Origin of the sequence: Rhizobium anhuiense, from assembly GCF_003985145.1 — a bacterium.
Lineage (GTDB): Bacteria > Pseudomonadota > Alphaproteobacteria > Rhizobiales > Rhizobiaceae > Rhizobium > Rhizobium anhuiense.
Genome location: NZ_ML133525.1, coordinates 102613 through 123607, shown reverse-complemented (window position 1 = coordinate 123607; position 20995 = coordinate 102613). Strand labels below are relative to the sequence as shown.

At 61.8% G+C, this 20995-nt stretch carries 20 protein-coding genes; 10 read left to right on the top strand and 10 right to left on the bottom strand.

What is annotated here, in order from left to right; all coding sequences use genetic code 11:
• The first annotated feature begins 21 nt into the window (after positions 1-21).
• Together EEQ99_RS15875 and EEQ99_RS15870 are read left to right on the top strand one after the other, a co-directional pair.
• On the top strand, positions 22-1674 hold the full coding sequence (locus tag EEQ99_RS15875) for a sensor histidine kinase (RefSeq protein ID WP_097543080.1): 1653 nt from the start codon (positions 22-24) through the stop codon (positions 1672-1674).
• A gap of 102 nt (positions 1675-1776) precedes the next feature.
• Positions 1777-2259: a DUF992 domain-containing protein gene (locus EEQ99_RS15870; RefSeq protein WP_047616357.1), complete on the top strand. Its 483-nt coding sequence runs from the start codon at positions 1777-1779 to the stop codon at positions 2257-2259.
• A gap of 63 nt (positions 2260-2322) precedes the next feature.
• Here the strand turns inward: EEQ99_RS15870 and EEQ99_RS15865 are convergent, their stop codons facing one another.
• The 6 genes from EEQ99_RS15865 to EEQ99_RS15840 all read right to left on the bottom strand — a co-directional run bounded on the left by EEQ99_RS15865 (position 2323) and on the right by EEQ99_RS15840 (position 9094).
• A complete protein-coding gene (locus EEQ99_RS15865) occupies positions 2323-3717 on the bottom strand; it encodes an NAD(P)(+) transhydrogenase (Re/Si-specific) subunit beta (RefSeq protein WP_127430730.1) in 1395 nt (464 codons plus the stop codon).
• 7 nt (positions 3718-3724) lie between these two features.
• Positions 3725-4123, bottom strand: coding sequence for a proton-translocating transhydrogenase family protein (locus EEQ99_RS15860; protein WP_003542949.1), 399 nt, complete (start codon positions 4121-4123; stop codon positions 3725-3727).
• Entirely contained in the window at positions 4123-5271 is a 1149-nt protein-coding gene (locus EEQ99_RS15855; protein ID WP_047616352.1) for a Re/Si-specific NAD(P)(+) transhydrogenase subunit alpha, read from the bottom strand. The genes EEQ99_RS15860 and EEQ99_RS15855 overlap by 1 nt, the downstream gene beginning before the upstream one ends.
• 154 nt (positions 5272-5425) lie before the next feature.
• On the bottom strand, positions 5426-5650 hold the full coding sequence (locus tag EEQ99_RS15850; protein WP_047616350.1) for an aa3-type cytochrome c oxidase subunit IV: 225 nt from the start codon (positions 5648-5650) through the stop codon (positions 5426-5428).
• Positions 5651-5893: 243 nt separating this feature from the next.
• On the bottom strand, positions 5894-6646 hold the full coding sequence (locus tag EEQ99_RS15845) for an N-acyl amino acid synthase FeeM domain-containing protein (RefSeq protein ID WP_047616349.1): 753 nt from the start codon (positions 6644-6646) through the stop codon (positions 5894-5896).
• A 144-nt stretch (positions 6647-6790) separates the two neighbouring features.
• Positions 6791-9094, bottom strand: a complete 2304-nt coding sequence (locus tag EEQ99_RS15840; RefSeq protein ID WP_047616347.1) for a putative bifunctional diguanylate cyclase/phosphodiesterase — start codon at positions 9092-9094, stop codon at positions 6791-6793.
• 326 nt (positions 9095-9420) lie between these two features.
• Here EEQ99_RS15840 and EEQ99_RS15835 point away from each other — a divergent pair, with 326 nt between their 5' ends.
• Together EEQ99_RS15835 and EEQ99_RS15830 are read left to right on the top strand one after the other, a co-directional pair.
• Positions 9421-9960, top strand: a complete 540-nt coding sequence (locus EEQ99_RS15835; RefSeq protein WP_047616344.1) for a TRAP transporter small permease subunit — start codon at positions 9421-9423, stop codon at positions 9958-9960.
• Between the two features lie 21 nt (positions 9961-9981).
• Positions 9982-11472, top strand: a complete 1491-nt coding sequence (locus EEQ99_RS15830; RefSeq protein WP_047616343.1) for a TRAP transporter large permease — start codon at positions 9982-9984, stop codon at positions 11470-11472.
• 84 nt (positions 11473-11556) lie between these two features.
• Here the strand turns inward: EEQ99_RS15830 and EEQ99_RS15825 are convergent, their stop codons facing one another.
• The gene (locus EEQ99_RS15825; protein WP_018243590.1) at positions 11557-12663 is read right to left on the bottom strand and encodes a TRAP transporter substrate-binding protein; all 1107 of its coding nucleotides are present in this window, start codon (positions 12661-12663) and stop codon (positions 11557-11559) included.
• Between the two features lie 292 nt (positions 12664-12955).
• Here EEQ99_RS15825 and EEQ99_RS15820 point away from each other — a divergent pair, with 292 nt between their 5' ends.
• Positions 12956-13735, top strand: coding sequence for a gamma-glutamyl-gamma-aminobutyrate hydrolase family protein (locus EEQ99_RS15820; protein WP_047616342.1), 780 nt, complete (start codon positions 12956-12958; stop codon positions 13733-13735).
• Positions 13736-13804: 69 nt separating this feature from the next.
• Here the strand turns inward: EEQ99_RS15820 and EEQ99_RS15815 are convergent, their stop codons facing one another.
• The 3 genes from EEQ99_RS15815 to EEQ99_RS15805 all read right to left on the bottom strand — a co-directional run bounded on the left by EEQ99_RS15815 (position 13805) and on the right by EEQ99_RS15805 (position 16444).
• Positions 13805-14761 (bottom strand): 2-hydroxyacid dehydrogenase, encoded by a 957-nt coding sequence (locus tag EEQ99_RS15815; protein ID WP_097595176.1) that lies wholly within the window; start codon positions 14759-14761, stop codon positions 13805-13807.
• A 29-nt stretch (positions 14762-14790) separates the two neighbouring features.
• Positions 14791-15813 carry a LacI family DNA-binding transcriptional regulator gene (locus EEQ99_RS15810; protein ID WP_003590238.1) on the bottom strand — a complete coding sequence of 341 codons (1023 nt, stop codon included), beginning with the start codon at positions 15811-15813 and terminating at the stop codon, positions 14791-14793.
• A 118-nt stretch (positions 15814-15931) separates the two neighbouring features.
• A complete protein-coding gene (locus tag EEQ99_RS15805) occupies positions 15932-16444 on the bottom strand; it encodes a MarR family winged helix-turn-helix transcriptional regulator (RefSeq protein WP_047616336.1) in 513 nt (170 codons plus the stop codon).
• Between the two features lie 85 nt (positions 16445-16529).
• Here EEQ99_RS15805 and EEQ99_RS15800 point away from each other — a divergent pair, with 85 nt between their 5' ends.
• From EEQ99_RS15800 to cysE, 5 genes are all read left to right on the top strand, one after another.
• A complete protein-coding gene (locus tag EEQ99_RS15800) occupies positions 16530-17318 on the top strand; it encodes a creatininase family protein (RefSeq protein ID WP_047616333.1) in 789 nt (262 codons plus the stop codon).
• Positions 17319-17465: 147 nt separating this feature from the next.
• Complete coding sequence (locus EEQ99_RS15795; RefSeq protein WP_047616331.1) at positions 17466-18560, top strand: CobW family GTP-binding protein; 1095 nt, start codon at positions 17466-17468, stop codon at positions 18558-18560.
• The gene (locus EEQ99_RS15790; protein WP_127430729.1) at positions 18560-19549 is read left to right on the top strand and encodes a WD40 repeat domain-containing protein; all 990 of its coding nucleotides are present in this window, start codon (positions 18560-18562) and stop codon (positions 19547-19549) included. Before EEQ99_RS15795 ends, EEQ99_RS15790 begins: the two co-directional genes overlap by 1 nt.
• Before the next feature lie 17 nt (positions 19550-19566).
• Positions 19567-20064 (top strand): GNAT family N-acetyltransferase, encoded by a 498-nt coding sequence (locus EEQ99_RS15785; protein WP_127430728.1) that lies wholly within the window; start codon positions 19567-19569, stop codon positions 20062-20064.
• Positions 20065-20154: 90 nt separating this feature from the next.
• Positions 20155-20973, top strand: a complete 819-nt coding sequence (cysE, locus tag EEQ99_RS15780) for a serine O-acetyltransferase (RefSeq protein ID WP_047616324.1) — start codon at positions 20155-20157, stop codon at positions 20971-20973.
• The last annotated feature ends 22 nt before the right edge of the window (positions 20974-20995 follow it).

The window sequence follows — 20995 nt, the reverse complement described above, 5'->3', positions numbered from 1 at the left end:
CCACGTCATGTGGCGCGGCAGATGAAGATCGTCGCACTGTTCTTTCCCAAAGCCTCGATCGGCACCTACCTCGTCGCCATGGCGGTGGCGATCGCACTGCCGATCTTCGCCTTTGTGACGTTGCTTCTGCTACAGCTGGAAGACAACCAGCGCTCGGCGCTGAGGCGCGAGACGGCCCAGGATGCGCTCGCCCTTTCGCGCATCATTGATCGCCAGCTTCAGGATATGGCAACGACGCTGCGGCTGCTTTCCAGCTCGCCGGAGCTGGAAAATGGCAATCTCGCCGCCTTCCACGAACGCACCGAAACGGCCCTTCGAGACAATACGCTTTTCGTCATCGCCGTCGATCGCAGCGGCCAGCAGTTGTTGAACACACGCCGGGCATTCGGCACACCGCTCGACAAGACGGCGAACATGCCTGCCCTCGAGGCGGTCATGGCTTCCGGTCGCATCGAAGCATCGGACGTCTTTCGCGGCCGGACCAGCGGCGATTGGGTCTATAACGTTACCCTGCCGCGGAAGAACGATCCCGTTGCTGCCCTCATCATTACCCAGGATGCCAAGGATCTGCGCAAGCTCGTGACCACCGAGGGTCTTGCAACCGGCTGGTCGGCTGCCGTCATCGATGACAGCGGCCATGTCGTCGCGGCCACCGGCCCCGCCAATCTAGAACCCGGCACGGCTTTCGATCCGCGCATCCTGCCGGCACTCACCGCGCCGCGTGGCGTCTTCCGGGACGAGACGATCCTGCCGCACATGCTCCTCGGTTATGCCCAAATCCCAGGTTGGTCGTGGAAGACAGTGATCTGGGGACCGATCGCCCAGGCTTCGATCCTTAGCACCTGGCGTTTCCTCATCATCGGCGGCGTCGCCCTGGTGCTCGTCGCCGTGCTGGGCGCCTATGCCGTCGCAAGGCAGGTGCGTACCACCATCCGCGATATCGCCGAAATGGCGAACCGCATGGGCGAAGGCCATATCGTCTCGCCGGTCGAGACCAGCGTCATCGAGGCGAACCAGGTGGCGATTGCTCTTTCGAATGCCTCTTTCGATCGCAGCCAGACCGAGGACCGACTGCGTTTCGTCATGCATGAGCTCGTCCACCGCACCAAGAATCTTCTGACGCTAGCCCAGGCAATGATGCGCCAGCTCGCCAAGCAGTCCGACAGCGTCGAGACCTTCCGCGCCGCCGTCGCCGACCGCCTCGAGGGGTTGGTGCGTTCGATCGAGCTCCTGACCAGCGAGCAATGGGGCGGGGTGTCGCTGCGACGGGTGGTCGACATTCATCTGCAGGCCTTCCCGCAATCGCGCGAGCAGATCGACATCAGCGGGCAAGACTTCGTGCTGAAGCCGGATGCCGTGCAGAATCTCGGCCTCGCTTTGCATGAACTTGCCACCAATTCGGTGAAATACGGCGCGCTCTCGGTGCCGCAAGGCCGCGTCCGCTTCGAATGGCGCGATATCAGGGAGGAAGACAAGCCGGATGCCCTGCTCCGCTTCACCTGGGAGGAGCAAGGCGGCCCGACGGTCACCGAGCCATCACGCTCGGGCTTCGGCACGACCGTGATCAAAGCCCATGCCGCCTCCGCCTTCCGCGGCACGGTTGAGATCGATTTCCGCCCCGAAGGTCTGCTGTGGGTGCTGACGGCGCAACGCGCCACGCTGGAGCGGGAATAGAGCGCTGCGCGTCTCTGCAGACGCGCTGTCACTTTGAATCTGCGCCCGGAACAATCGCTATTTCCACCCGTTTCGGACAGGTCGTTCCAAAGGAGAAAGGCCATGTTCAAGCAAATCATGATCGCAGCCGCGGCACTGACGGCCGCTGCCTGGGCGAGCCCGGCGGGCGCGGAAAACTATGTCACGCTTGGCCGTCTGGTCTGCGGATCGGATGGCGGCCAGGGTCTGATCGTCACCTCGCAGAAGAACCTCATCTGCACCTACACACCGGCATCCGGCGGCGCCAAGGCGGTCTATGCCGGAAAGATCGAGAAATTCGGGCTCGATATCGGCCAGACCGGCAAGAGCGTCATGATCTGGCAGGTGCTGGCAAAGACCGGCACGGATATCCCGCAATTCGCCCTCGCCGGCGAATATTACGGGATCGGCGCCGATGCGAGCATCGGTGCAGGCGCCGGCGCCAAGGTCATCGCCGGCGGCACCGACAAGGCCTTCATGCTGCAGCCGTTGAACGTTCAGGCGCAGGAAGGTTTGAATCTGGCGATCGGCGTCGAGAAGATGACGCTGGTGCCGGGCGAGACCTGAGGAAACTAGCCAGGTCTGCCGCAAATCGAACAGCCGCCCCGAGGGCGGCTGCATCTTTGTCGATCAATGCGCGATCGCCTTGTTGATATCCTCGGTCATCTTCTTCGCGTCACCGAGCAGCATCATCGTGCCGTCCTTATAGAACAGCGTATTGTCGATACCCGCATAGCCCGAGCCGAGCGAGCGCTTGACGAAGAGGCAGGTCTTTGCCCGGTCGACATCGAGGATCGGCATGCCGTAGATCGGCGAGGTCTTGTCGTCGCGCGCCGCCGGATTGGTGACGTCATTGGCGCCGATGACATAGGCGACATCGGCCTGAGCGAATTCCGAATTGATGTCCTCGAGCTCGAAGACTTCGTCATAAGGAACGTTGGCTTCGGCGAGCAGCACGTTCATGTGGCCGGGCATGCGGCCTGCGACCGGATGGATCGCATATTTCACCTCGACGCCGTTTTTCTTCAGATTGTCGGCGAGCTCACGCAATGCATGCTGGGCCTGGGCGACCGCCATGCCGTATCCCGGCACGATGATGACCTTTGAAGCATTCGCCATCAGATAGGCTGCATCCTCGGCCGAGCCGAGCTTCACCGTCCTGTCGGATGTGTCCGGCCCGCCGATGGCCGTCTCACCCCCGAAACCGCCGAGGATGACGGAGACGAAGGAGCGGTTCATGCCCTTGCACATGATGTAGGAGAGGATCGCGCCGGAGGAGCCGACAAGCGCGCCGGTGATGATCAGCGCCAGATTGCCGAGCGTGAAGCCGATCCCGGCCGCAGCCCAGCCCGAGTAGGAATTCAGCATCGAGACGACGACGGGCATATCGGCCCCGCCGATCGGCACGATCAGCAGAACGCCGAGCGCCAGCGACAGCGCCACGACGGCCCAGAAGTCGAAATGGCTTTCGGTGGCGGCAAGCCCGATGATGAAGAGCACGATCAGCATCAGCAGGCTGGCATTGATCACATGCCGGTAGGGCAGCAGGATCGGCTTGCCGGACATGCGTCCGTCGAGCTTCAGAAAGGCGATGATCGAGCCGGTAAAGGTCAGCGCTCCGATCGCCACGCCGAGCGCCATTTCGACACGCGCCTCGGTGTGAATGTGGCCGATCTCACCGATGCCGAAGGAGGCAGGCGTATAGAGTGCGGAGGCCGCTACCAGTACGGCCGCAAGGCCGACCAGCGAATGGAAACCGGCGACGAGCTGCGGCATCGAGGTCATGGCGATGGTGCGGGCGACATAGGCGCCGACGCTGCCGCCGATGGCGAGGCCGAGGACGATCAGCACGAAGCCGCCAAAATTCGGCGTGGCCAGCACGAGCGTCGTCAGGATTGCGATCCCCATGCCGATCATGCCGTAGAGATTACCCTTGCGGCTGGTGGCCGGATGCGACAGGCCGCGCAGCGCCAGGATGAAGAGAACGCCGGAGACGAGGTAGAGAAAGGCTGCGATATTGGTCATCGGTCCCTTACCTGTCCTTCTTGCGGTACATCGAAAGCATCCGCTGCGTGACGAGGAAGCCGCCGAAGATGTTCACCGAGACGAGCACGAGGGCGACGAAACCGAAGCCGGTCGCAAGCCCGCTTGTGGAGATGCCGACCGCCAGAAGCGCGCCGACGACGATGACGGAGGAGATCGCATTGGTGACGGCCATCAGCGGCGTATGCAGTGCCGGCGTCACCGACCACACGACGTAATAGCCGACGAAGATCGACAATACGAAGATGGCGAGCTGGAAGACGAAAGGATCGATCGCCCCGCCGGTCGCAGCACTTGCCGCTTCCGGTGCCTGGGCCGCCGCCGTGATGACGGCGGTCACCGCCTGGTCGAGCTGCTCCAGCGCTCTGTCCATTGCTTCACTGGCCATCAGATGTCTCCCTTCTTCGCGCCGCCGAAGGCGGGATGAACCACGTCGCCGGCATAGGTCAGCATCGTCGCCTTGACCAGCTCGTCGTCGAGATTGACGACGACGCGGCTGGTTTCCTTGTTGACCATGGTCTCGAGGAAAGTGACGAGATTCTTGGCGTAAAGCGCCGAGGCACTGGCCGCAACCCGGCCCGGCATATTGGCGAAACCGATCACCCTGACGCCTTCGACATCGGCGATCTCGCCGGCGACGACGCCCTCGATATTACCGCCGCGCTCGACCGCAAGGTCGACGGCGACCGCCCCTGATTTCATCCCGGCAAGCATGGCGCGCGAAACGAGCCGCGGCGCCGCACGACCGGGAATCAGCGCGGTGGTGATGACGATATCCTGCTTGGCGATGTGTTCGGCTACCAGAGCCGCCTGTTTCGCCTGATAGTCGGCGGACATTTCCTTGGCGTAGCCACCGGCCGTTTCCGCCGCCTTGAATTCCTCGTCCTCGACGGCGATGAACTTGGCGCCGAGCGAAGCGACCTGCTCCTTGGCAGCGGGGCGAACGTCGGTGGCTGAGACCGCCGCGCCGAGACGACGCGCGGTCGCGATCGCCTGGAGACCGGCGACGCCGGCGCCCATGACGAAGACCTTGGCGGCCGGGACGGTGCCGGCCGCCGTCATCATCATCGGCATGGCGCGGTCATAGACACCAGCCGCCTCGATGACGGCCTGGTAGCCGGCGAGATTGGCTTGGGACGAAAGCACATCCATGGACTGGGCGCGGGTAATGCGCGGCATCAGCTCCATTGCGAAAGCCGAAAGCCCGGCACTTGCCAGAGCCGCGATCGCTTCGTCATTGCCGTAGGGATCCATGATGGCGATGACCACAGCACCGCTTTTATAGCCTGAGATTTCCGATCCGCTGGGACGGCGCACCTTCAGCACCACGTCGGCGGAGGCCGCATCGGCAAAACTGCCGATCCTGGCCCCAGCAGCCTCGAACTCCCCGTCCGGAATGCGGGAAGCCGCACCGGCGCCGGCTTCGACGACAACGTCGAAGCCGAAACTCTTCATTTTCTTCACGGTCTCGGCGGAGGCGGCGACACGCGTCTCCTCGCCCTCAGTTTCTCTCGCAACGAAAACAATATTGCCCAACTGCCCCCTCCTCCGGGTCAGCCGGACCGCCACAGGCTAGCCTGCGCGGGCCAAGCACCTAGTTCACAAAGCTTCGGAGAAGCTCTCCTCCCCTCAGAGCGCCGTGCACCTTTCGGACGCACAAAGGACGCTCTGACCCTCCGAATCTACGCGATTAGCGGAGCAGGACGATGCCGATGGCGAGAAGAATGATGAAGACGAAAAGACCGCCCAAAAGACCGGCGCCGCCGAAGAAACCGGCTGTCATTGCAAGCAGGAGGACGATGAGGAGCATCGAGCCGTATTTCGCGCCGGCGATGAACATGTCGTAGGTCTTTTCATGTTCCTTGTAATCCATCGGCGCGCCGGTCTCGACCGGTCCGGTATGATGTTCGGCCATAAATATCGTCTCCCTGAAATGCCTCTGCGCTGCCTGATTCCCCCGCTCTTGCGAGGGAAGTCCCTACGTGCAGGGATTACACAATGACAGGCGAAAGCGCAATGCATGAGAATGCCGCAGGCGCGGGTGACAACCACTATGTCAGAGGCCCGGAAAGAGCCTGAAGAGCGGCTGATATCTCTGCATTCGTCGCCCAATTCATCGGCCCCGCGGACATCGTCCCTCCGTCGGGGCAAGGACAAATCACAGCGGCAGGTCGGTGCCGAGTTCGCCTTGCGGCACGAAGCGTGCCGTCGGAATGATGGTGAGCGGCGGCAAGGTGTCGTTGGGATTGCGCGAAAACATCATGCGCTGCTCGCTGGCGCTGGAGATGAAGAAGGGATAACGCGTCAACAGCTTGCGCCCCACCTCGATCACATTCGTCGCCATCAGCGTCATGTCGATCCCGTAATTCTTCGCCAGCCGGCCGGGCACGACCGTATCGGCGTAGAAGACCCGCTTGTAGAAAGCCGCATGCGGCGGCCGAACGAACTGAAGAACGCGGTCCGCACGGAAATACGCTGCCGCCACGATGGTCGGCCTCAGCGTCAGATAAGGGATCCAGGGCAGATCGGCGGTGAGCTCGGGGTCGGCCGCAAAACGCGCCGGATCGATCAGGGTCAGTCCTGCATCCAGAAGCTCGTCCATCGCCTCGGGGAAGGCGCCGCCGGACTGGCTGAGGCGATGCTCGGGTGTCACATAATGAACCCGGATCGTGCTGACCAGCTCACCATAATAATACAGTCCGAAAATATAGGCGTGGCTGTCGAAATCGCTATCGTCCAGCAGCCCTTTCGGGGCGAGCGCCAGCACGTCATGGGCCTTGTAGGCCTTGTAGCGCAACCGTTCCACCTCTTCCATGTCTTCGCTGCTTTCGACGCGGCGATACTCGACATGATCCAAAATTTCCAAAATTTTTGTGCTGAAATCGCTACGCTTGAACAGTGTTTCTGACATTTCTCGATCCGCTCGTTAACGGATCATTAATCATACGCCAGTGAAATTTAGGCAAGGAAATCCGATAATTTCGGCCGTTTTTAAATTGTTAAGGTTAACGCGGCGCGTGACTTTCAGTGGAGAAAATCGGCCGATGAAGAGCGCTCAGGCGACTTTGTTGCGACGGCGTTGAACGACGCGGCGGCCGATGCCCTGCTGCAGCAGCGGGATATTTTGGGAAGGCACCGGCTGCGAGAAAACGTAGCCCTGCACAAGATCGGCGCTGCGGTGCTTGTTGAGCAGTGCGAGCTGCTCCTCGGTCTCGACGCCTTCGATGACGATCTTCAGGCCCAGTTCGCGGGCGAGATGGACGGTGCCGCGCAACAGCTTGAGCCGGCGGGTATCCTCGACGATGTTGCGCACGAAGGAGCGATCGATCTTGACGATATCGAGCGGCAGCGTGTCGAGATAGCTGAGGCTGGAGAAGCCGGTACCGAAATCGTCGATGGCGATGGTGATGCCGCGAGCCCTGAGCTCCGCCAGGATGGCGCGTACCGCCGCCGGCTCGTCGATCAGGCAGCTTTCGGTGACTTCGAGATGCAGCCGCGCCGCATCGAGGCCGGAATGGGCAAGCGCATCGGCAACCACCGCAAGGATGTCGGCATCGCGCAGGTCCCGCGCCGAGAGGTTGACCGAGACGGCGATATGGTCCGGCCAGTTCATGCATTCGCTGCACGCCTTGAACAGGACGAAACGGGTGATGTCGGAGATGATGCCCATATCTTCGGCGAGCCGGATGAAGACGTCGGGCGGGATCGAGCCCTTCTCCGGATGCACCCAGCGCGCCAATGCCTCGGCGCATTCGATGCGCGAGCCGTCGGCCCGGAACATCGGCTGGAAGACCAGATGCAGCGCCTGCGCCGACACTGCGTCGCGCAGATCCGCCTTCAGCTTCTGCTGCTCGATATAACGGCCGTCCATCTCCCGCTCGAAGCCTGATATGCCGCCCCTGAAGCGCGACTTGCTTTCAAACAGCGCCAGATCCGCCTTGACGCTCCATTCATCCATCGCAAAAGCGGTGCTTTCAAGGATCGCGTAGCCGGCGCTGAGCGAAACGAGGAAGGTCAGCTCGTCGACCTCATAATGACCCTGGATCGCGGCGTGCACGCGACGAATCTCGATGTCGAGCGAAGCCGGCTCCTTGGCATGCGGGAAGAACAGGATGAACTGGTCTCCCATCAGCCGGCCGAGGATGGCGTTGCCGGAGGCCTGCTTGATGCGGGCGGCGATGGCACAGAGCAGATGGTCGCCGGTGACGTGGCCGCGCATGTCGTTGACATGTTTGAACTCGTCGATATCGAGGACCATGAAGCCGAGCGGCCCGGACTTCCTCTGATGTTTGCCGAGATACTCCTGCACAAGCTGCCCGAAATATTCGCGGTTCGGCAGGCCGGTCAGCGCATCGAAGCGGACCATGTGCATGATCTTCTGCTCTGCCTTCACCCGGCTCGACACGTCCTCGAAGATCAGCACGGCGCCGCCATCGGCCCTACGGCTGGCGGAAAATTCGAGCGACAGGCCCTCGGGGAAATGAATGAGCGTGCGCGACAGGTTACCTTCGGCAACCTGGGTGAGCTGGCGCAGGATCAGCTCCGGCTGCGAGGCGTCCATGAAGCTGTAGCGCGCGCCATAGCGCAGCACGGCGCCGAGGTCGCGGTCCTTCAACCGCTCCGGCGCACCGATCTTCAGAAGCTCGCAGGCCTTGCGATTGACGACCTGGATACGGTTTTCGGCATCGACCATGACCAGGCCATGCGGCATGTTGTTGAGCGCCGTATCGAAGCGGTCGGCGATGATGGTGATTTCCCGGCGCGCGATGACATTCTCATAGAGGAACTCGCGCACACCGTTTGCCATCGCCCGCGTCGTCAGCCAGAAGGGAATGAGGAAGATCGACAGCAGGCCGCGATAAAAATCCAGCGCCAACAGGCTGCAGACGATCATCGGCAGACAGCAGGAGAAGGTCTGGAGGTCGACCGCCAGGCGTGAACCGTAATTGCGGCCGACGACGGAGACCATCGTCGCCATCGTGACGGCAATGCAGGCAAGCTCCGCAAAGGAATCGTGCACGACGAAGATGGCATAGCCGCTGGCGATGCCAAGCAAGGCGGTGGTGCAGGCCGCACCGGCAACCAGGATCCGCTCCCAACGCTCTATTCCGGCGCGCGACAGGCTTTCCTTGTCGACGCAATCGAACTGCCGGAAGATGACCATGCGAACGCAGAAGACCAGAAGGAAGGCGGCCGCCAGCGGGATATAGACGAAGAACTGCGTCTTGGCGGCAACGGCAAGGCACGTGGCGACATGCACGATCACGCCAGCAAGAAGCGTCATGCGATTCCCGGAAAGGGAACTCACAAACGACAGATACACATCTATAGGGACCCTGTTCGGGTTATCTGGCTTCATCCACACTTTCCCTGTGCGCGGGAATTCTAAGCCCAACCCTTTAAAAATTGATTTCAATGGAATCAAACATTTGGTCAAATTTTCTAAAACCAGAGGATGAACAGCACAGCCTACGCGAGATAATGCATCCTTCTCGCGAGTTTATTGAAATAATTTATCCACGCCTGGGTTGTCGAAATATTCGACGGCGCTAAAGCACGACCGGCGCGGATAAGACTATACTCCAAGGCCAGGCATTTATCCTTTCAATTTCAAAGGCCGTAGTCTACATCGGTTGCAAAGGGAAAACTGCCGGAAAACCGGCAGGATAAGAACAAGGGGAGAAAATGTCGGTACTTCTGGCCGCCAGTCGGCTGATCGACTCGATCAGCCAGTTCATGGGCAAAATTTCCGAATATATGGTGCTGTTCTGCTGTCTGATAAGCGCCGGAAACGCCATCGTCCGCTATGCCTTCAACTACAGTTCGAACGGTTGGCTTGAGATCCAGTGGTATCTCTTCGCCTTCGTCGTCCTGCTCGGCGCCTCGCATGCGCTGCGCAACAATGAGCATGTCCGCGTCGATCTGATCTATGGCTCGGTTTCCGACAGGGCGAAGATCTGGATCGACATTGTCGGCCTTATCGTTTTCCTCCTTCCCGCATGCATCTTCCTCACCTGGATTTGCTGGCCGTTCTTCGCGCTTTCCTACCAGCAGGGGGAAATATCGGGCAATGCCGGCGGGCTGATCCGCTGGCCCGTCAAGCTGGTCCTCGTCGCCGGTTTCGGGTTGCTTTCCCTTCAGGGCGTTTCCGAACTGATCAAGCGGATCGCAGCCCTTACCGGCCATATCAGCATCGATATGAAATACGAAAAGCCGCTGCAGTAGCGCGGGCTGGGAGAAACGGATTTGTTTGATTTCGGCATCATCCCGCCGGCCATGTTCCTGGGCATGGTCATCTTCATGCTCTACGGCTTTCCGGTCGCCTTTTCGCTCGCCGCCGTCGGGCTGTTCTTCGGCATTATCGGCATCGTCACCGGCCATTTCGGCGAGGTCTTCCTGCAGGCTCTGCCGCTGCGCTTCTTCGGCATCGTCTCCAACGACCTGCTGCTCGCCATCCCCTTCTTCACCTTCATGGGCGCGGTGCTGGAGCGCTGCGGGCTGGCCGAGGATCTGCTCGAAGGCACCGGCAAGCTCTTCGGTGGCATCCCCGGCGGCCTCGCCTATGCCGTCATCCTCGTCGGCGCCGTGCTCGGCGCCATCACCGGCACGGTGGCCGCCTCCGTCATCACAATGGGGGTGATCTCGCTGCCGATCATGCTGCGCTACGGCTACAGTCCCCGCCTTGCCACCGGCGTCATCGCCGCCTCGGGCACGATCACCCAGGTGATCCCGCCCTCGCTCGTGCTCGTCGTTCTCGCCGACCAGCTCGGCAGGTCGGTCGGCGACATGTATCTCGGCGCGATCGGTCCCTCGATCCTGCAGGTGACGATCTTCGTGCTCTTCATCCTGGTGATGTCGATCATTCGGCCGAAGTCGATGCCGCCGCTGCCGAAGGAGGTGCGCGGCGACTTCAACTGGGCGCTGCTCGTGAAAGTGCTGATGGGCATGGTGCCCTCGATCGTGCTGATCTTCCTGGTGCTCGGCACGATCTTCATGGGCCTTGCGACACCGACCGAAGCCGGCGCGCTCGGCGTTGTCGGCGCCATGCTGCTCGCCGCCATGAATCGTCGCCTCACCTGGCCGCTGATCCGCGAGGCGATGACATCGACCACGCATATCACCTCGATGGTGGTGATGATCCTCATCGGCTCCACCTGTTTCAGCCTTGTGTTCCAGGGCATGGACGGCTCGCGCTGGATCGAGCATATGCTGTCGGGCATACCAGGCGGCCCGGTCGGCTTCCTGATCTTCGTCAACATCTTCATCTTCGTGCTCGCCTTCTTCCTCGATTTCTTCGAGATCGCCTTCATCGTCATCCCGATGCTCGCCCCCGTCGCCTCCAGTCTCGGCATCGACCTGATCTGGTTCGGCGTGCTGATCTGCGTCAACATGCAGACGAGCTTCATGCACCCGCCCTTCGGCTTCGCGCTCTTCTACCTGCGCTCGATCGCCAGCAAAGACGTCAAGACCTCGGATATCTACATGGGCGCACTCCCCTGGGTCGGCATGCAGCTGATCCTGGTGGCGATCGTGATTTTCTGGCCGCAATCGGTAACCTATTGGCTGGATCGCGGCCCGAAGGTCGATCCGAACTCGATCAAGATCGAAGTCCCGGGCTTCGGCGGCCAGCTCGGCCTGCCGCCGCTGGGCGGCGGCAACGGCTCACCGCAGATCCCCGGCCTGACCCTGCCGCCACTGAACGGCCTGCCCGGAGCACCGCCGCCACCTGCCAAATAGCAGCCCAGAAAAACAAAACCCCGGACGGAATCCGGGGTTCTGCCATTGCGTTCATCTCAACTGCCGAGCTTGCCGGCGGAAAGCTTAAAGCTTCCCAGCCCGCTGCTGGATCATCATGAACGTGTCGAAGGTGTATTCCGAAAGCTGCATCCAGAGATAGGCATCCCGCTTGAAGGCGGTCTGATCGTCGTAGATCTTCTTGAAATACTGGTTGGTGCCCGAGATTTCGCTGTAGATGCCGGTCGCAGCCTGGAAGCATGCTTCCATGATCTCCTGGCTGAACGGGCGCAGCGTCGCGCCTTCCGCAACGAGCTGCTTCAGCGCCGTCGGGTTCTTCGTGTCGTACTTCGCCAGCATATTGGTGTTGGCGAAGGCGCAGGCATCGGTCAGGGCTGCCTGATAATGCTTGGGCAGGCTGCTCCATTTTTCGAGATTGAAGAATCCGTGCACCGTCGGGCCACCTTCCCACCAGCCCGGATAATAGTAGTACTTCGCCACCTTGTGGAAGCCGAGCTTCAGGTCGTCATAGGGACCGACGAATTCGGCCGCATCGATCGTGCCTTTTTCCAGTGCCGGATAGATGTCGCCGCCGGCGATCTGCTGCGGGATCACGCCGACCTTTTCCATGACACGGCCGGCAAGGCCGGCAATGCGCATCTTGACGCCCTTGAGGTCGTCGAGCGTATTGATTTCCTTGCGGAACCAGCCGCCCATCTGCGCACCGGTATTGCCAGCAGGCAGCGCATACATGCCTTGTGTGGCATAGAATTCGTTCATCAGCTTGTTGCCGTTGCCTTCGTAATACCAGGCATTGGTCAGGCGGCTGTTCAGGCCGAACGGAATGGCCGTTCCGATGGCATAGGTCGGGTCCTTGCCGACGAAATAATAGGAGGTGGTGTGGGCTGCCTCGACCGTACCGGCGGCGACGGCATCGACGGCCTGCAGGCCCGGCACGATTTCACCGGCCGCAAAGGGCTGGATCGTGAAATTGCCGTCGGTGGCGGCGGCAACATGCTTGGCGATATCCTCGGCTCCGCCATAGATCGTATCCAAGCTCTTCGGAAACGACGATGTCATGCGCCACGCGATCTTCGGATTCTCCTGCGCGATCGCAGGCGCTGCCAATGCCGTTGCGGCGACCGCACCGGCGCTGGCGGTTCCCGCCTTCTTGAAAAACGAACGACGATCCATCAAAAACCTCCCATATAGATGGCACTGCGCGGTCAGTCTTCACCCCTACCCGCAGCGAGGGCAAAGCTAAGCATGGCAGTGGCCGCGATTCAAGCTTTAGTCTATTAGCCTTTGGCATCAAGATGGCAATAGGACGGCGCACACGTACCCATCAGAATCAGCGGCTTAGCGGCAAACGCCAGCGGCGGCACCGCCTCCGCCGCAATTTGCCTGGCTGATACAGCCAAACGTTGACTTGACGGCTGTTCTGGCGGCAGAAATGACCAGCATAAGATTTTTGACCGGGGCTGATATGACGAAACCGATCGTTGCCATTCCTGCCGATATCCGTAGCTTCGACGGCGCCACCTGGCACGCCGCGCAGCATCAGTATCTGCGTGCTGCATTGAATGCGGCGGGCGTCATGGCCTTCATCATCCCCGCTTTCGAGGAAGGCTACGATACCGACGCGATTCTCGACCGCGTCGACGGCCTGCTGGTTTCCGGCTCGGCCAGCAATGTTCATCCCTCGCTCTACGGCGCGGAGGCGAGTGACAAGGACGGCCCTTTCGACCCTGCCCGCGACGCCACCAGCCTGCCGCTCATCCGCCGCGCCATCGACCGCGCCATCCCGATGCTCGCCATCTGCCGCGGCATCCAGGAGCTGAATGTCGCCCTCGGCGGCTCGCTGGCAAGCGAGATCCAGGAGCAGCCCGGCATCTGGGACCATCGCCGGCCGGAAGGCGTCGACCGGGACGGCATGTACGCCGTTCGCCAGAGCGTCCATGTCAAGGAAGGATCCTGCATCGCCGGCATTCTCGGCCCGGGCGAGGTCCGCGTGAATTCCCTGCATCGCCAGGCGATTGCCAGGACCGCCCCGCGCCTGCAGGTGGAAGCGACCGCCGAGGACGGCACGGTGGAAGCCGTTTCCGTCATCGACGCCAAGGCCTTCGCCGTCGGCGTGCAATGGCATCCGGAATATTGGGCTGAAACCGACAAGCCTTCGAACAAGCTGTTCGCCGCTTTCGGCGACGCCGTCCGCGCCTATGCCGCCGGGAAGCTGCCAGCCATCCCCGCGCAGGCAATCGCCTGATGCTGCGGCGCCGACGCGCCGTGCGTTAGACAGCGCGCTTGAGCCGGCCGCAGAGTCGGTGCGACACGCCTAAGCCTTCTGCGGCGTCTCCGGCACCGGCGTCAGCGCCGCACCGTTCTCGAACCAGGCGATGAGATTGTCAGCGACGAGATCGGCCATCGCATTGCGCGTCGGCACCGACGCGGAGGCGACGTGCGGCAGCAGCACGGCATTGGCCGGCTCCAGCAAGTCGGCCGGCACGGTCGGCTCTTCATAGAAAACGTCGAGGCCGGCCGCTCCGAGCGCGCCGGAAGCGAGGGCAGCACTCAGCGCCTGCTCGTCCACCGTCCAGCCGCGACCGACATTGACGAGAATGCCGTTCGGGCCGAGTGCGGCCAGAATATCGGCATCGATCGTCTTGTGCGTTTGCGGCGTCTTCGGAACGATCGCGATCAGCGTATCCACCGCTTCCGCCAGCCCCTTCAATGTCGGGTGATAATCGTAGGCCACATCGGCATGGCGCGACCGCGTGTGATAACTGATCTTCACCTTGAACGGCTCGAGCCGCTTGGCGATTTCGAGCCCGATGCGGCCAAGACCATAAAGCCCGACATGGCGGCCCTTGAGCGAGAAGCGCGACAGCGGATAGGCAGTGCCCGGCTTCCAGTTGCCCGCCCGCAGCCAGGCTTCGGCCCGCGGCAACTCGCGGACCGTATTCAGCAGCAGGCCGATCGCCGTATCGGCGACCTCGTCGTTCAGGACATCAGGCGTATTGGTGACGACGATGCCTTTCTCGGCAGCATGTTTCACATCGACGCCGTCATAACCGACACCGAAATTGGCGACCACCTCGACTCCAGGCAGTTGGTCCATCCAGGCGCCCGGAAACGGGCCGGAAACGGCGACGCCGCGGATACGGCCGGCGGTCTCGCCCTCAAGCGCAAGCCTTTCCTCGCGTGCGACGGCGATGATATCAAAACGATCCTTCAGCCTTTCGAGAACACGCTCGTGTATCTTCCCAGGGACGAGAATGGCAATGCGGGACATGGCTTTTCCTCTTGGATGACGGTCTTGGTTCAGGCGCGGGGCCGATGGGGACTGGTGGATTGGCGAATGCGCATTTCCGGTTTGATCAGATGCATGCCGTCAGGCTCGTGGCTGCCGGCAAGGCGATCGAGCAGCGCCCGGGCGGCCAGGCGCCCGACTTCGGTCTGGCCGTTCCAGACAGTCGTCAGCGCCGGAGTGGCGATCGAGGCTTCCTCGAGATCGTCGTAACCGGTGACGGAAATATCGCGTCCGGGCACCAGGCCGGCGCGCGCAATGCCGTTCATCAGACCGATCGCCACGAGATCGTTCCAGCAGACGGCCGCCGTCGGCTTCTGCGGCAGCGACAGGAAATGTACGGCGGCCTCGAAGCCGCCCTGCTTCGAGCGCGGGCCGGGAATGCGCAGGTTCGGATCGACCTCGATGCCGGCCTTGCGCAGCGCATTGACATAACCCTGGTAACGATCGCGGCCGGTGGATGTCTGGTCCGTGCCGCCGATCATGGCAATCGAGCGGTGGCCAAGGCCGATCAGGTGATTGGTGGCAAGCGAGATGCCGTAGCTGTCGTCACCCCGATAGGTCGGCAGGTCCTGCCCTTCCATCGAGCGGGCGACCAGGATCGCCGGCATGCCGTTTTCTTCCGCCAGTTGCACGTCCTCAGGCGGCGTACCGATCGCCGGCGACATGATGACGCCGTCGCCGCCGAGCTGCAGGAGCGTCTCGATGAAGGTGCGCTGCTTCTCGACATTGTCGTAATGGTTGGACAGGATGAAGGTGTGGCGGCTGCGGTCGAGCTCGCTTTCGATCGCCTTCAGGATCTCCCCATAGAAGGGGTTCATGATGTCGTGGACGACGACGCCGATGATGCCGGAGCGCGAGGTGCGAAGGCTGGCGGCGCGGCGATTGTAGATATAGCCGAGCGCGCGCGCCTGTTCCTTGATTTTCTCCCGGGTATTGCCGGCGACGAGCGGGCTGTCGCGTAAGGCAAGCGATACGGTCGCCGTTGAAATGCCGAGTGTTTCGGCGATTGTCGAAAGCTTGATTTTCTGGACCACGTGTCCTCCTCCAGGCAGCACGCAAGACAGGCAAGACCCCGCCGGAAACCGGCGCGGCCCTTAAAATGTTTAATTAAAAGATTTAATCGGCGGAAGCAATTCGTCTTTCAGGGAAATTTCAGTCTTCGTCCGGTTCTTCGATATGAATGGCTTCGGCCTGCAGATTGGCATCGATCGCCTTCAGCAGGCGGACGAGATTGCGGATTTCCTTTTCGGAAAACTCCTGCGTCGCCAGCTTGTCGCAGGCCGAAGCCGCCATCTCGATCCCCTGCACGCTGCCGCGGCCGAGTTCAGTGAGATAGACCTTGGTGAGGCGGGCATCCTCGGCATCGGGCTTGCGCTCGAGGAAGCCCTGCGCCTCCATGCGGCCGATCGTGCGCGTCATCGTCGGCGCCTTGACGCCGAGCTTCTGGGCAAGGCCGCCAGCCGTCATGCCGTCGCTCTCGGCAAGCGCGAGAATGACGCCGTCCTGGCCGGCATAGAGGCCGCTTTCAAGCAGGTTGCGCGACAGCACCGTACGCATGGAACGCGCCGCCTGGGTGAGCGCCGGAGAGAGATCGACGAGCGTATACTCGGTCTGGTCCTTCTTCTTGGACTTGTTCTTTTTGCCGTCCTTGTGCTTCTTTCCCATAGCCATCCCTTTGATCTTTAAGCCCCGGCGCCGCTGCGATATGACATTGCCCAGGATCTCGTCATAAACAAGAGGGTACGACCGGATGATGACGCCTTCGCCGCGCTTCGAGGACAGCAACCCGGCCTTTGCCCCGGACGGAGGCCGTCTGATCGCCGTGCTGCCGCTCGGCGCCCATGAACAGCACGGCCCTCACCTGCCCTTTGAAACCGACACGCTGATTGCCGAAGGTATCGCCGGACGATTGAAGATGGCCTTGCCTGCCGGCCGGCCGGTCACCTTTCTGCCCGCCGAATCCGTCGGCTATTCCGTAGAGCATATGGATGTCGAAGGAACGAAGTCGCTGGCTTTCGACGAAGCGGTGAACCGCTGGCTCGGCATCGCTGAAGGCGTGGCGAAGCAGGGCATCCGCAAATTCGTGATGCTGAACGCCCATGGCGGCAATTCGCCCTTGATATCAATCGTCGCGACCGAGGCGCGGATCCGCTTTGCCATGCTGGCGGTGGCGACGAGCTGGACCCGCTTCGGCGTGCCCGACGGCGTGGTCGCGCCGGAGGAAAAGGCGATCGGCATCCATGGCGGCGATATCGAGACCTCGGTGATGCTGGCGCTTCATCCCGACAAGGTTGATATGGCGAAGGCGGCGGACTTTTCCTCGCGGCAAACGGAGTTTGCCGCGCGTTTCAAACATCTGCGCGCCTACGGGCCGCACGCCTTCGGCTGGAAGATGTCGGATCTCAATACCGCAGGCGCAGCAGGAAACGCCGCGGCCGCCACGGCAGAAAAGGGTGAGGCGCTGATTGCCCACGCGGTGAAGGGACTGGCGGAATTGCTCGAAGATGTCGATGCATTCGACGTCACGCAACTCCGGTGAAGATGCGTCACCTGCACCGGCCAGACGATGTGATCTTATAACATTATAAAACCCTTTGAACTGCCACGCCCAAGCCATTATATGAGACCAACCGTTCAAGCAGCCGATCCCAGCCGCTCGGCCGCACGCCTAATCCTAGAGGTTCTCATGACCGACGCGATCTCCACCCAGAAGCCTATTCCCGTTACCGTGCTCACCGGTTATCTCGGCGCCGGCAAGACGACCTTGCTCAACCGCATCCTGTCCGAAAATCACGGCAAGAAATATGCGGTCATCGTCAACGAGTTCGGCGAAATCGGCATCGACAACGACCTGATCGTCGAGTCGGACGAGGAAATCTACGAGATGAACAATGGCTGCGTCTGTTGCACGGTGCGCGGCGACCTGATCCGCGTCGTCGAAGGCCTGATGCGCCGCCCCGGCCGCTTCGACGGAATCATCGTCGAGACGACGGGCCTTGCCGATCCGGTCCCGGTCGCCCAGACCTTCTTCATGGATGACGATGTGCGCGCCAAGACCGAGCTCGACGCCGTCGTCGCCCTCGTCGACGCCAAGCACCTGCCGTTGCGCCTGAAGGACAGCCGCGAAGCCGAAGACCAGATCGCCTTCGCCGACGTCGTCATCATCAACAAGAGCGACCTCGTAACCCCGGAAGAACTTGATGTGATCGAGGACATCGTCCGCGCCATCAACCCGGCCGCCCGCGTCTACAAGACCAGCCGCTCCGGCGTCGATCTCGCCCGCGTGCTCGACCAGGGCGCCTTCAACCTGGAGCGCGCGCTCGAAAACGATCCGCATTTCCTGGAGCACGGCCATGACGACCATGTCTGCGGCCCCGATTGTGATCACGACCACCACCATCATGACCACGATCATCATGATCACCATGGTCATGACCATCACCACGATCATCATCATGGTGCGATGTCGGCGATCCACGATATCACCGTGCAGTCGGTGTCGCTGCGCGGCGGCCAGATGAACCCGGAGCGTTTCTTCCCCTGGATCCAGAAGATTACCCAGACACAGGGACCGAATATTCTGCGTCTCAAGGGCATCATCGCCTTCAAGGACGATCCTGAGCGCTACGTCGTTCAGGGCGTGCACATGATCATCGAGGGGGATCACCAGCGGCCGTGGAAAGAAGGCGAGAAGCACGAGAGCCGTCTCGTCTTCATCGGCCGCGATCTTGATCGCGCAAAGCTTGAAGCCTCCTTCAAGGCCTGTGAGGCAGCCGCCTGATGCCGACAGTTGCACCGCTTGATCTCGACGGCCACGTTCTGGCCGTCGAATTTTTAGGTGAAGTTCCCTTCTTCGCAACCGCAAACGGTACATTCCACCGGCTGGACGGCGGCGACAGGGTGTCCGAAGCCCATCAGGGCATGCTCACCGTCATCCGCGATCCCTATAGCGAGAGTCTGATCTCGGGCGGCGAGGACGGTAAGGTGCTGCGCATTGCCGCCGACGGTAGCGTCAGCGAGATCGCCACCGCGCCGCGCAAGTGGATTTCGCAGGTCGCAGCCGGCCCGCAGGGTGCCGTTGCCTATTCCTACGGCAAGAGTTCGCTCCTCCGCCTTGCCGACGGCACGACCAAGGAATTCCCCGAAGAGCGCACGGTCGAAGGCCTGGCCTTTGCGCCGAAAGGCCTGCGGATTGCGGCCGCGCGCTACAACGGTGTGTCGCTGCATTGGATCGGCATGAACGCCAAGCCGGTCGATCTCGAATGGAAGGGTGCGCATACCGGCGTCACCTTCTCGCCGGATGGTAATTTCCTCGTCACCTCGATGCAGGAAAACGCGCTGCACGGCTGGAAGCTCGACATCAAGCCCGGCGCTGAGGCCCGCCACATGCGCATGACCGGTTACCCCGCCAAGGTCAAATCGCTCTCCTGGTCGGTCAAGGGCAAATGGCTCGCCTCTTCGGGCGCGCCGGCGGCAATCGTCTGGCCCTTCCAGGGCAAGGACGGGCCGATGGGCAAGGCGCCGCTGGAACTCGGCACCCGCGCCAATATCATGGCGACCGCCGTAAAATTCCATCCGCTCGAAGACATCCTCGCCATCGGCTTCATCGACGGCATGATCCTGGCCGTGCGCATTGCCGACAGCAAGGAGGCGCTGCTGCGCCGCCCCGGCAAGGGGGCGATCACGGCGATGAGCTGGAGCAAAAACGGCAAGCTGCTTGCCTTCGCCTCCGAAGCCGGCGATTGCGGCGTCATCGATATTTCGGCTTGAGGCCACATTAGCCGGCGATGAATGACATTTCGATCGAGCCGGACATCGTGGCGCTCGCGGCCGACCACATGCAGGCGGCCGCCGGTATCAGACGTGTCTCCTTGTGGCAGCGGCTGCCCTGGCTGCCGGACCTGCATACGCCGGCCGAAGAAGAGCAGTATTGGCGCATGCATCTGTTGCCGAACTGCACCATCTTAGGTGCTGCCATGGCCAACCGGCTGGTCGGCGTCATCGCCTATGGCGACAGCTGGATAGAGCGGCTCTACATCCTCCCCGGCTTTCAGGGCATGGGCATCGGCTCTCTGCTTCTCGGCCGCGCCAAGGAGGAGATGTACGAGATCAGGCTCTGGACGTTCCGGCGCAATATCGGTGCACGCGCTTTCTACGAGAAACACGGCTTTACCGCCGAGGAGGAGACCGACGGTGCCGATAACGAGGAAAGAGAGCCGGATGTGCTCTATCATTGGCGCCGGCGTCCGACGCTGACACCGGCCCTGCAACCGTCCAGCAACTAGAATAAAGCTTGCCAAATGCCTTGCCCGGGCGAAACATGAACCACGCAGCAAGCGCTTGCGCCGGCGCCCTGGCTGACAGAGGAAACGGAAATGCCGAAATCGACCGGCCTCGGTTTGGCCGAGCAACAGCCGCAGGCTTTGGGCGGTGCATCCGTCTGGGCGGTGATCCGCGCCGAAGCGGCCGAGCTTGCCGCACGCGAACCGATATTGCAGCGGCTGCTGGCCGCGCAGGTGACGGACACCGCCGGCAACGAGGATATCATCGCCCGCGTGCTGGCCGCCCGGCTTTCGGTGGCGCAGGTGGAAACGGGGGATATCTTCGATCTCATCCGATCCACATTGAACGACGATATCATGCGGCAGGTCGAGGCCGATCTCATCGCCGTGCGCGAACGCGATCCGGCCTGCACGACATTTCTGCACGCACTTCTCAATCTCAAGGGCTTTCATGCGTTGCAGACGCACCGCATCGCCCATGCGCTGTGGATCTCCGGCCGGCCGGAGATCGCCAGCTGGCTCGCCAATCTGGTTTCGCTGGTCTTCGGCCCGGATATCCATCCGGCAGCAAAGATCGGCGCGTCGATCATGCTCGACCATGGTTCGGGCATCGTCATCGGCGAAACGGCTGTTATCGAGGACGAAGTGTCGATCCTGCAGAACGTCACGCTCGGCGGCACCGGCAAGGAGACCGGCGATCGCCACCCGAAGATCCGCCACGGCGTGATGATCGGCGCGGGCGCCAAGATCCTCGGCAATATCGAAATCGGCGCCTTCAGCAAGATCGCCGCCGGCAGCGTCGTGCTGAAGCCGGTGCCCACCCATTGCACGGTCGCCGGCGTGCCGGCAACGCTCGTGCGCGTCCACCGCGCCGACGAAATCCCGGCCGAGACGATGGATCAGAATATCTAGGGTCGCTCTGAGATGGGGAATT

What these genes read in the sequence shown, in the direction of transcription:
- EEQ99_RS15795 (WP_047616331.1), top strand. Translation starts at nt 17,466, where the DNA reads ATGACCGACGCGATCTCCACCCAGAAGCCTATTCCCGTTACCGTGCTC.
- EEQ99_RS15815 (WP_097595176.1), bottom strand. Translation starts at nt 14,761, where the DNA reads ATGTCCCGCATTGCCATTCTCGTCCCTGGGAAGATACACGAGCGTGTT.
- EEQ99_RS15865 (WP_127430730.1), bottom strand. Translation starts at nt 3,717, where the DNA reads ATGACCAATATCGCAGCCTTTCTCTACCTCGTCTCCGGCGTTCTCTTC.
- EEQ99_RS15850 (WP_047616350.1), bottom strand. Translation starts at nt 5,650, where the DNA reads ATGGCCGAACATCATACCGGACCGGTCGAGACCGGCGCGCCGATGGAT.
- EEQ99_RS15790 (WP_127430729.1), top strand. Translation starts at nt 18,560, where the DNA reads ATGCCGACAGTTGCACCGCTTGATCTCGACGGCCACGTTCTGGCCGTC.
- EEQ99_RS15860 (WP_003542949.1), bottom strand. Translation starts at nt 4,123, where the DNA reads ATGGCCAGTGAAGCAATGGACAGAGCGCTGGAGCAGCTCGACCAGGCG.
- EEQ99_RS15840 (WP_047616347.1), bottom strand. Translation starts at nt 9,094, where the DNA reads ATGAAGCCAGATAACCCGAACAGGGTCCCTATAGATGTGTATCTGTCG.
- EEQ99_RS15825 (WP_018243590.1), bottom strand. Translation starts at nt 12,663, where the DNA reads ATGGATCGTCGTTCGTTTTTCAAGAAGGCGGGAACCGCCAGCGCCGGT.
- EEQ99_RS15805 (WP_047616336.1), bottom strand. Translation starts at nt 16,444, where the DNA reads ATGGGAAAGAAGCACAAGGACGGCAAAAAGAACAAGTCCAAGAAGAAG.
- EEQ99_RS15785 (WP_127430728.1), top strand. Translation starts at nt 19,567, where the DNA reads ATGAATGACATTTCGATCGAGCCGGACATCGTGGCGCTCGCGGCCGAC.
- EEQ99_RS15870 (WP_047616357.1), top strand. Translation starts at nt 1,777, where the DNA reads ATGTTCAAGCAAATCATGATCGCAGCCGCGGCACTGACGGCCGCTGCC.
- EEQ99_RS15820 (WP_047616342.1), top strand. Translation starts at nt 12,956, where the DNA reads ATGACGAAACCGATCGTTGCCATTCCTGCCGATATCCGTAGCTTCGAC.
- EEQ99_RS15875 (WP_097543080.1), top strand. Translation starts at nt 22, where the DNA reads ATGAAGATCGTCGCACTGTTCTTTCCCAAAGCCTCGATCGGCACCTAC.
- EEQ99_RS15845 (WP_047616349.1), bottom strand. Translation starts at nt 6,646, where the DNA reads ATGTCAGAAACACTGTTCAAGCGTAGCGATTTCAGCACAAAAATTTTG.
- EEQ99_RS15835 (WP_047616344.1), top strand. Translation starts at nt 9,421, where the DNA reads ATGTCGGTACTTCTGGCCGCCAGTCGGCTGATCGACTCGATCAGCCAG.
- EEQ99_RS15800 (WP_047616333.1), top strand. Translation starts at nt 16,530, where the DNA reads ATGATGACGCCTTCGCCGCGCTTCGAGGACAGCAACCCGGCCTTTGCC.
- cysE (WP_047616324.1), top strand. Translation starts at nt 20,155, where the DNA reads ATGCCGAAATCGACCGGCCTCGGTTTGGCCGAGCAACAGCCGCAGGCT.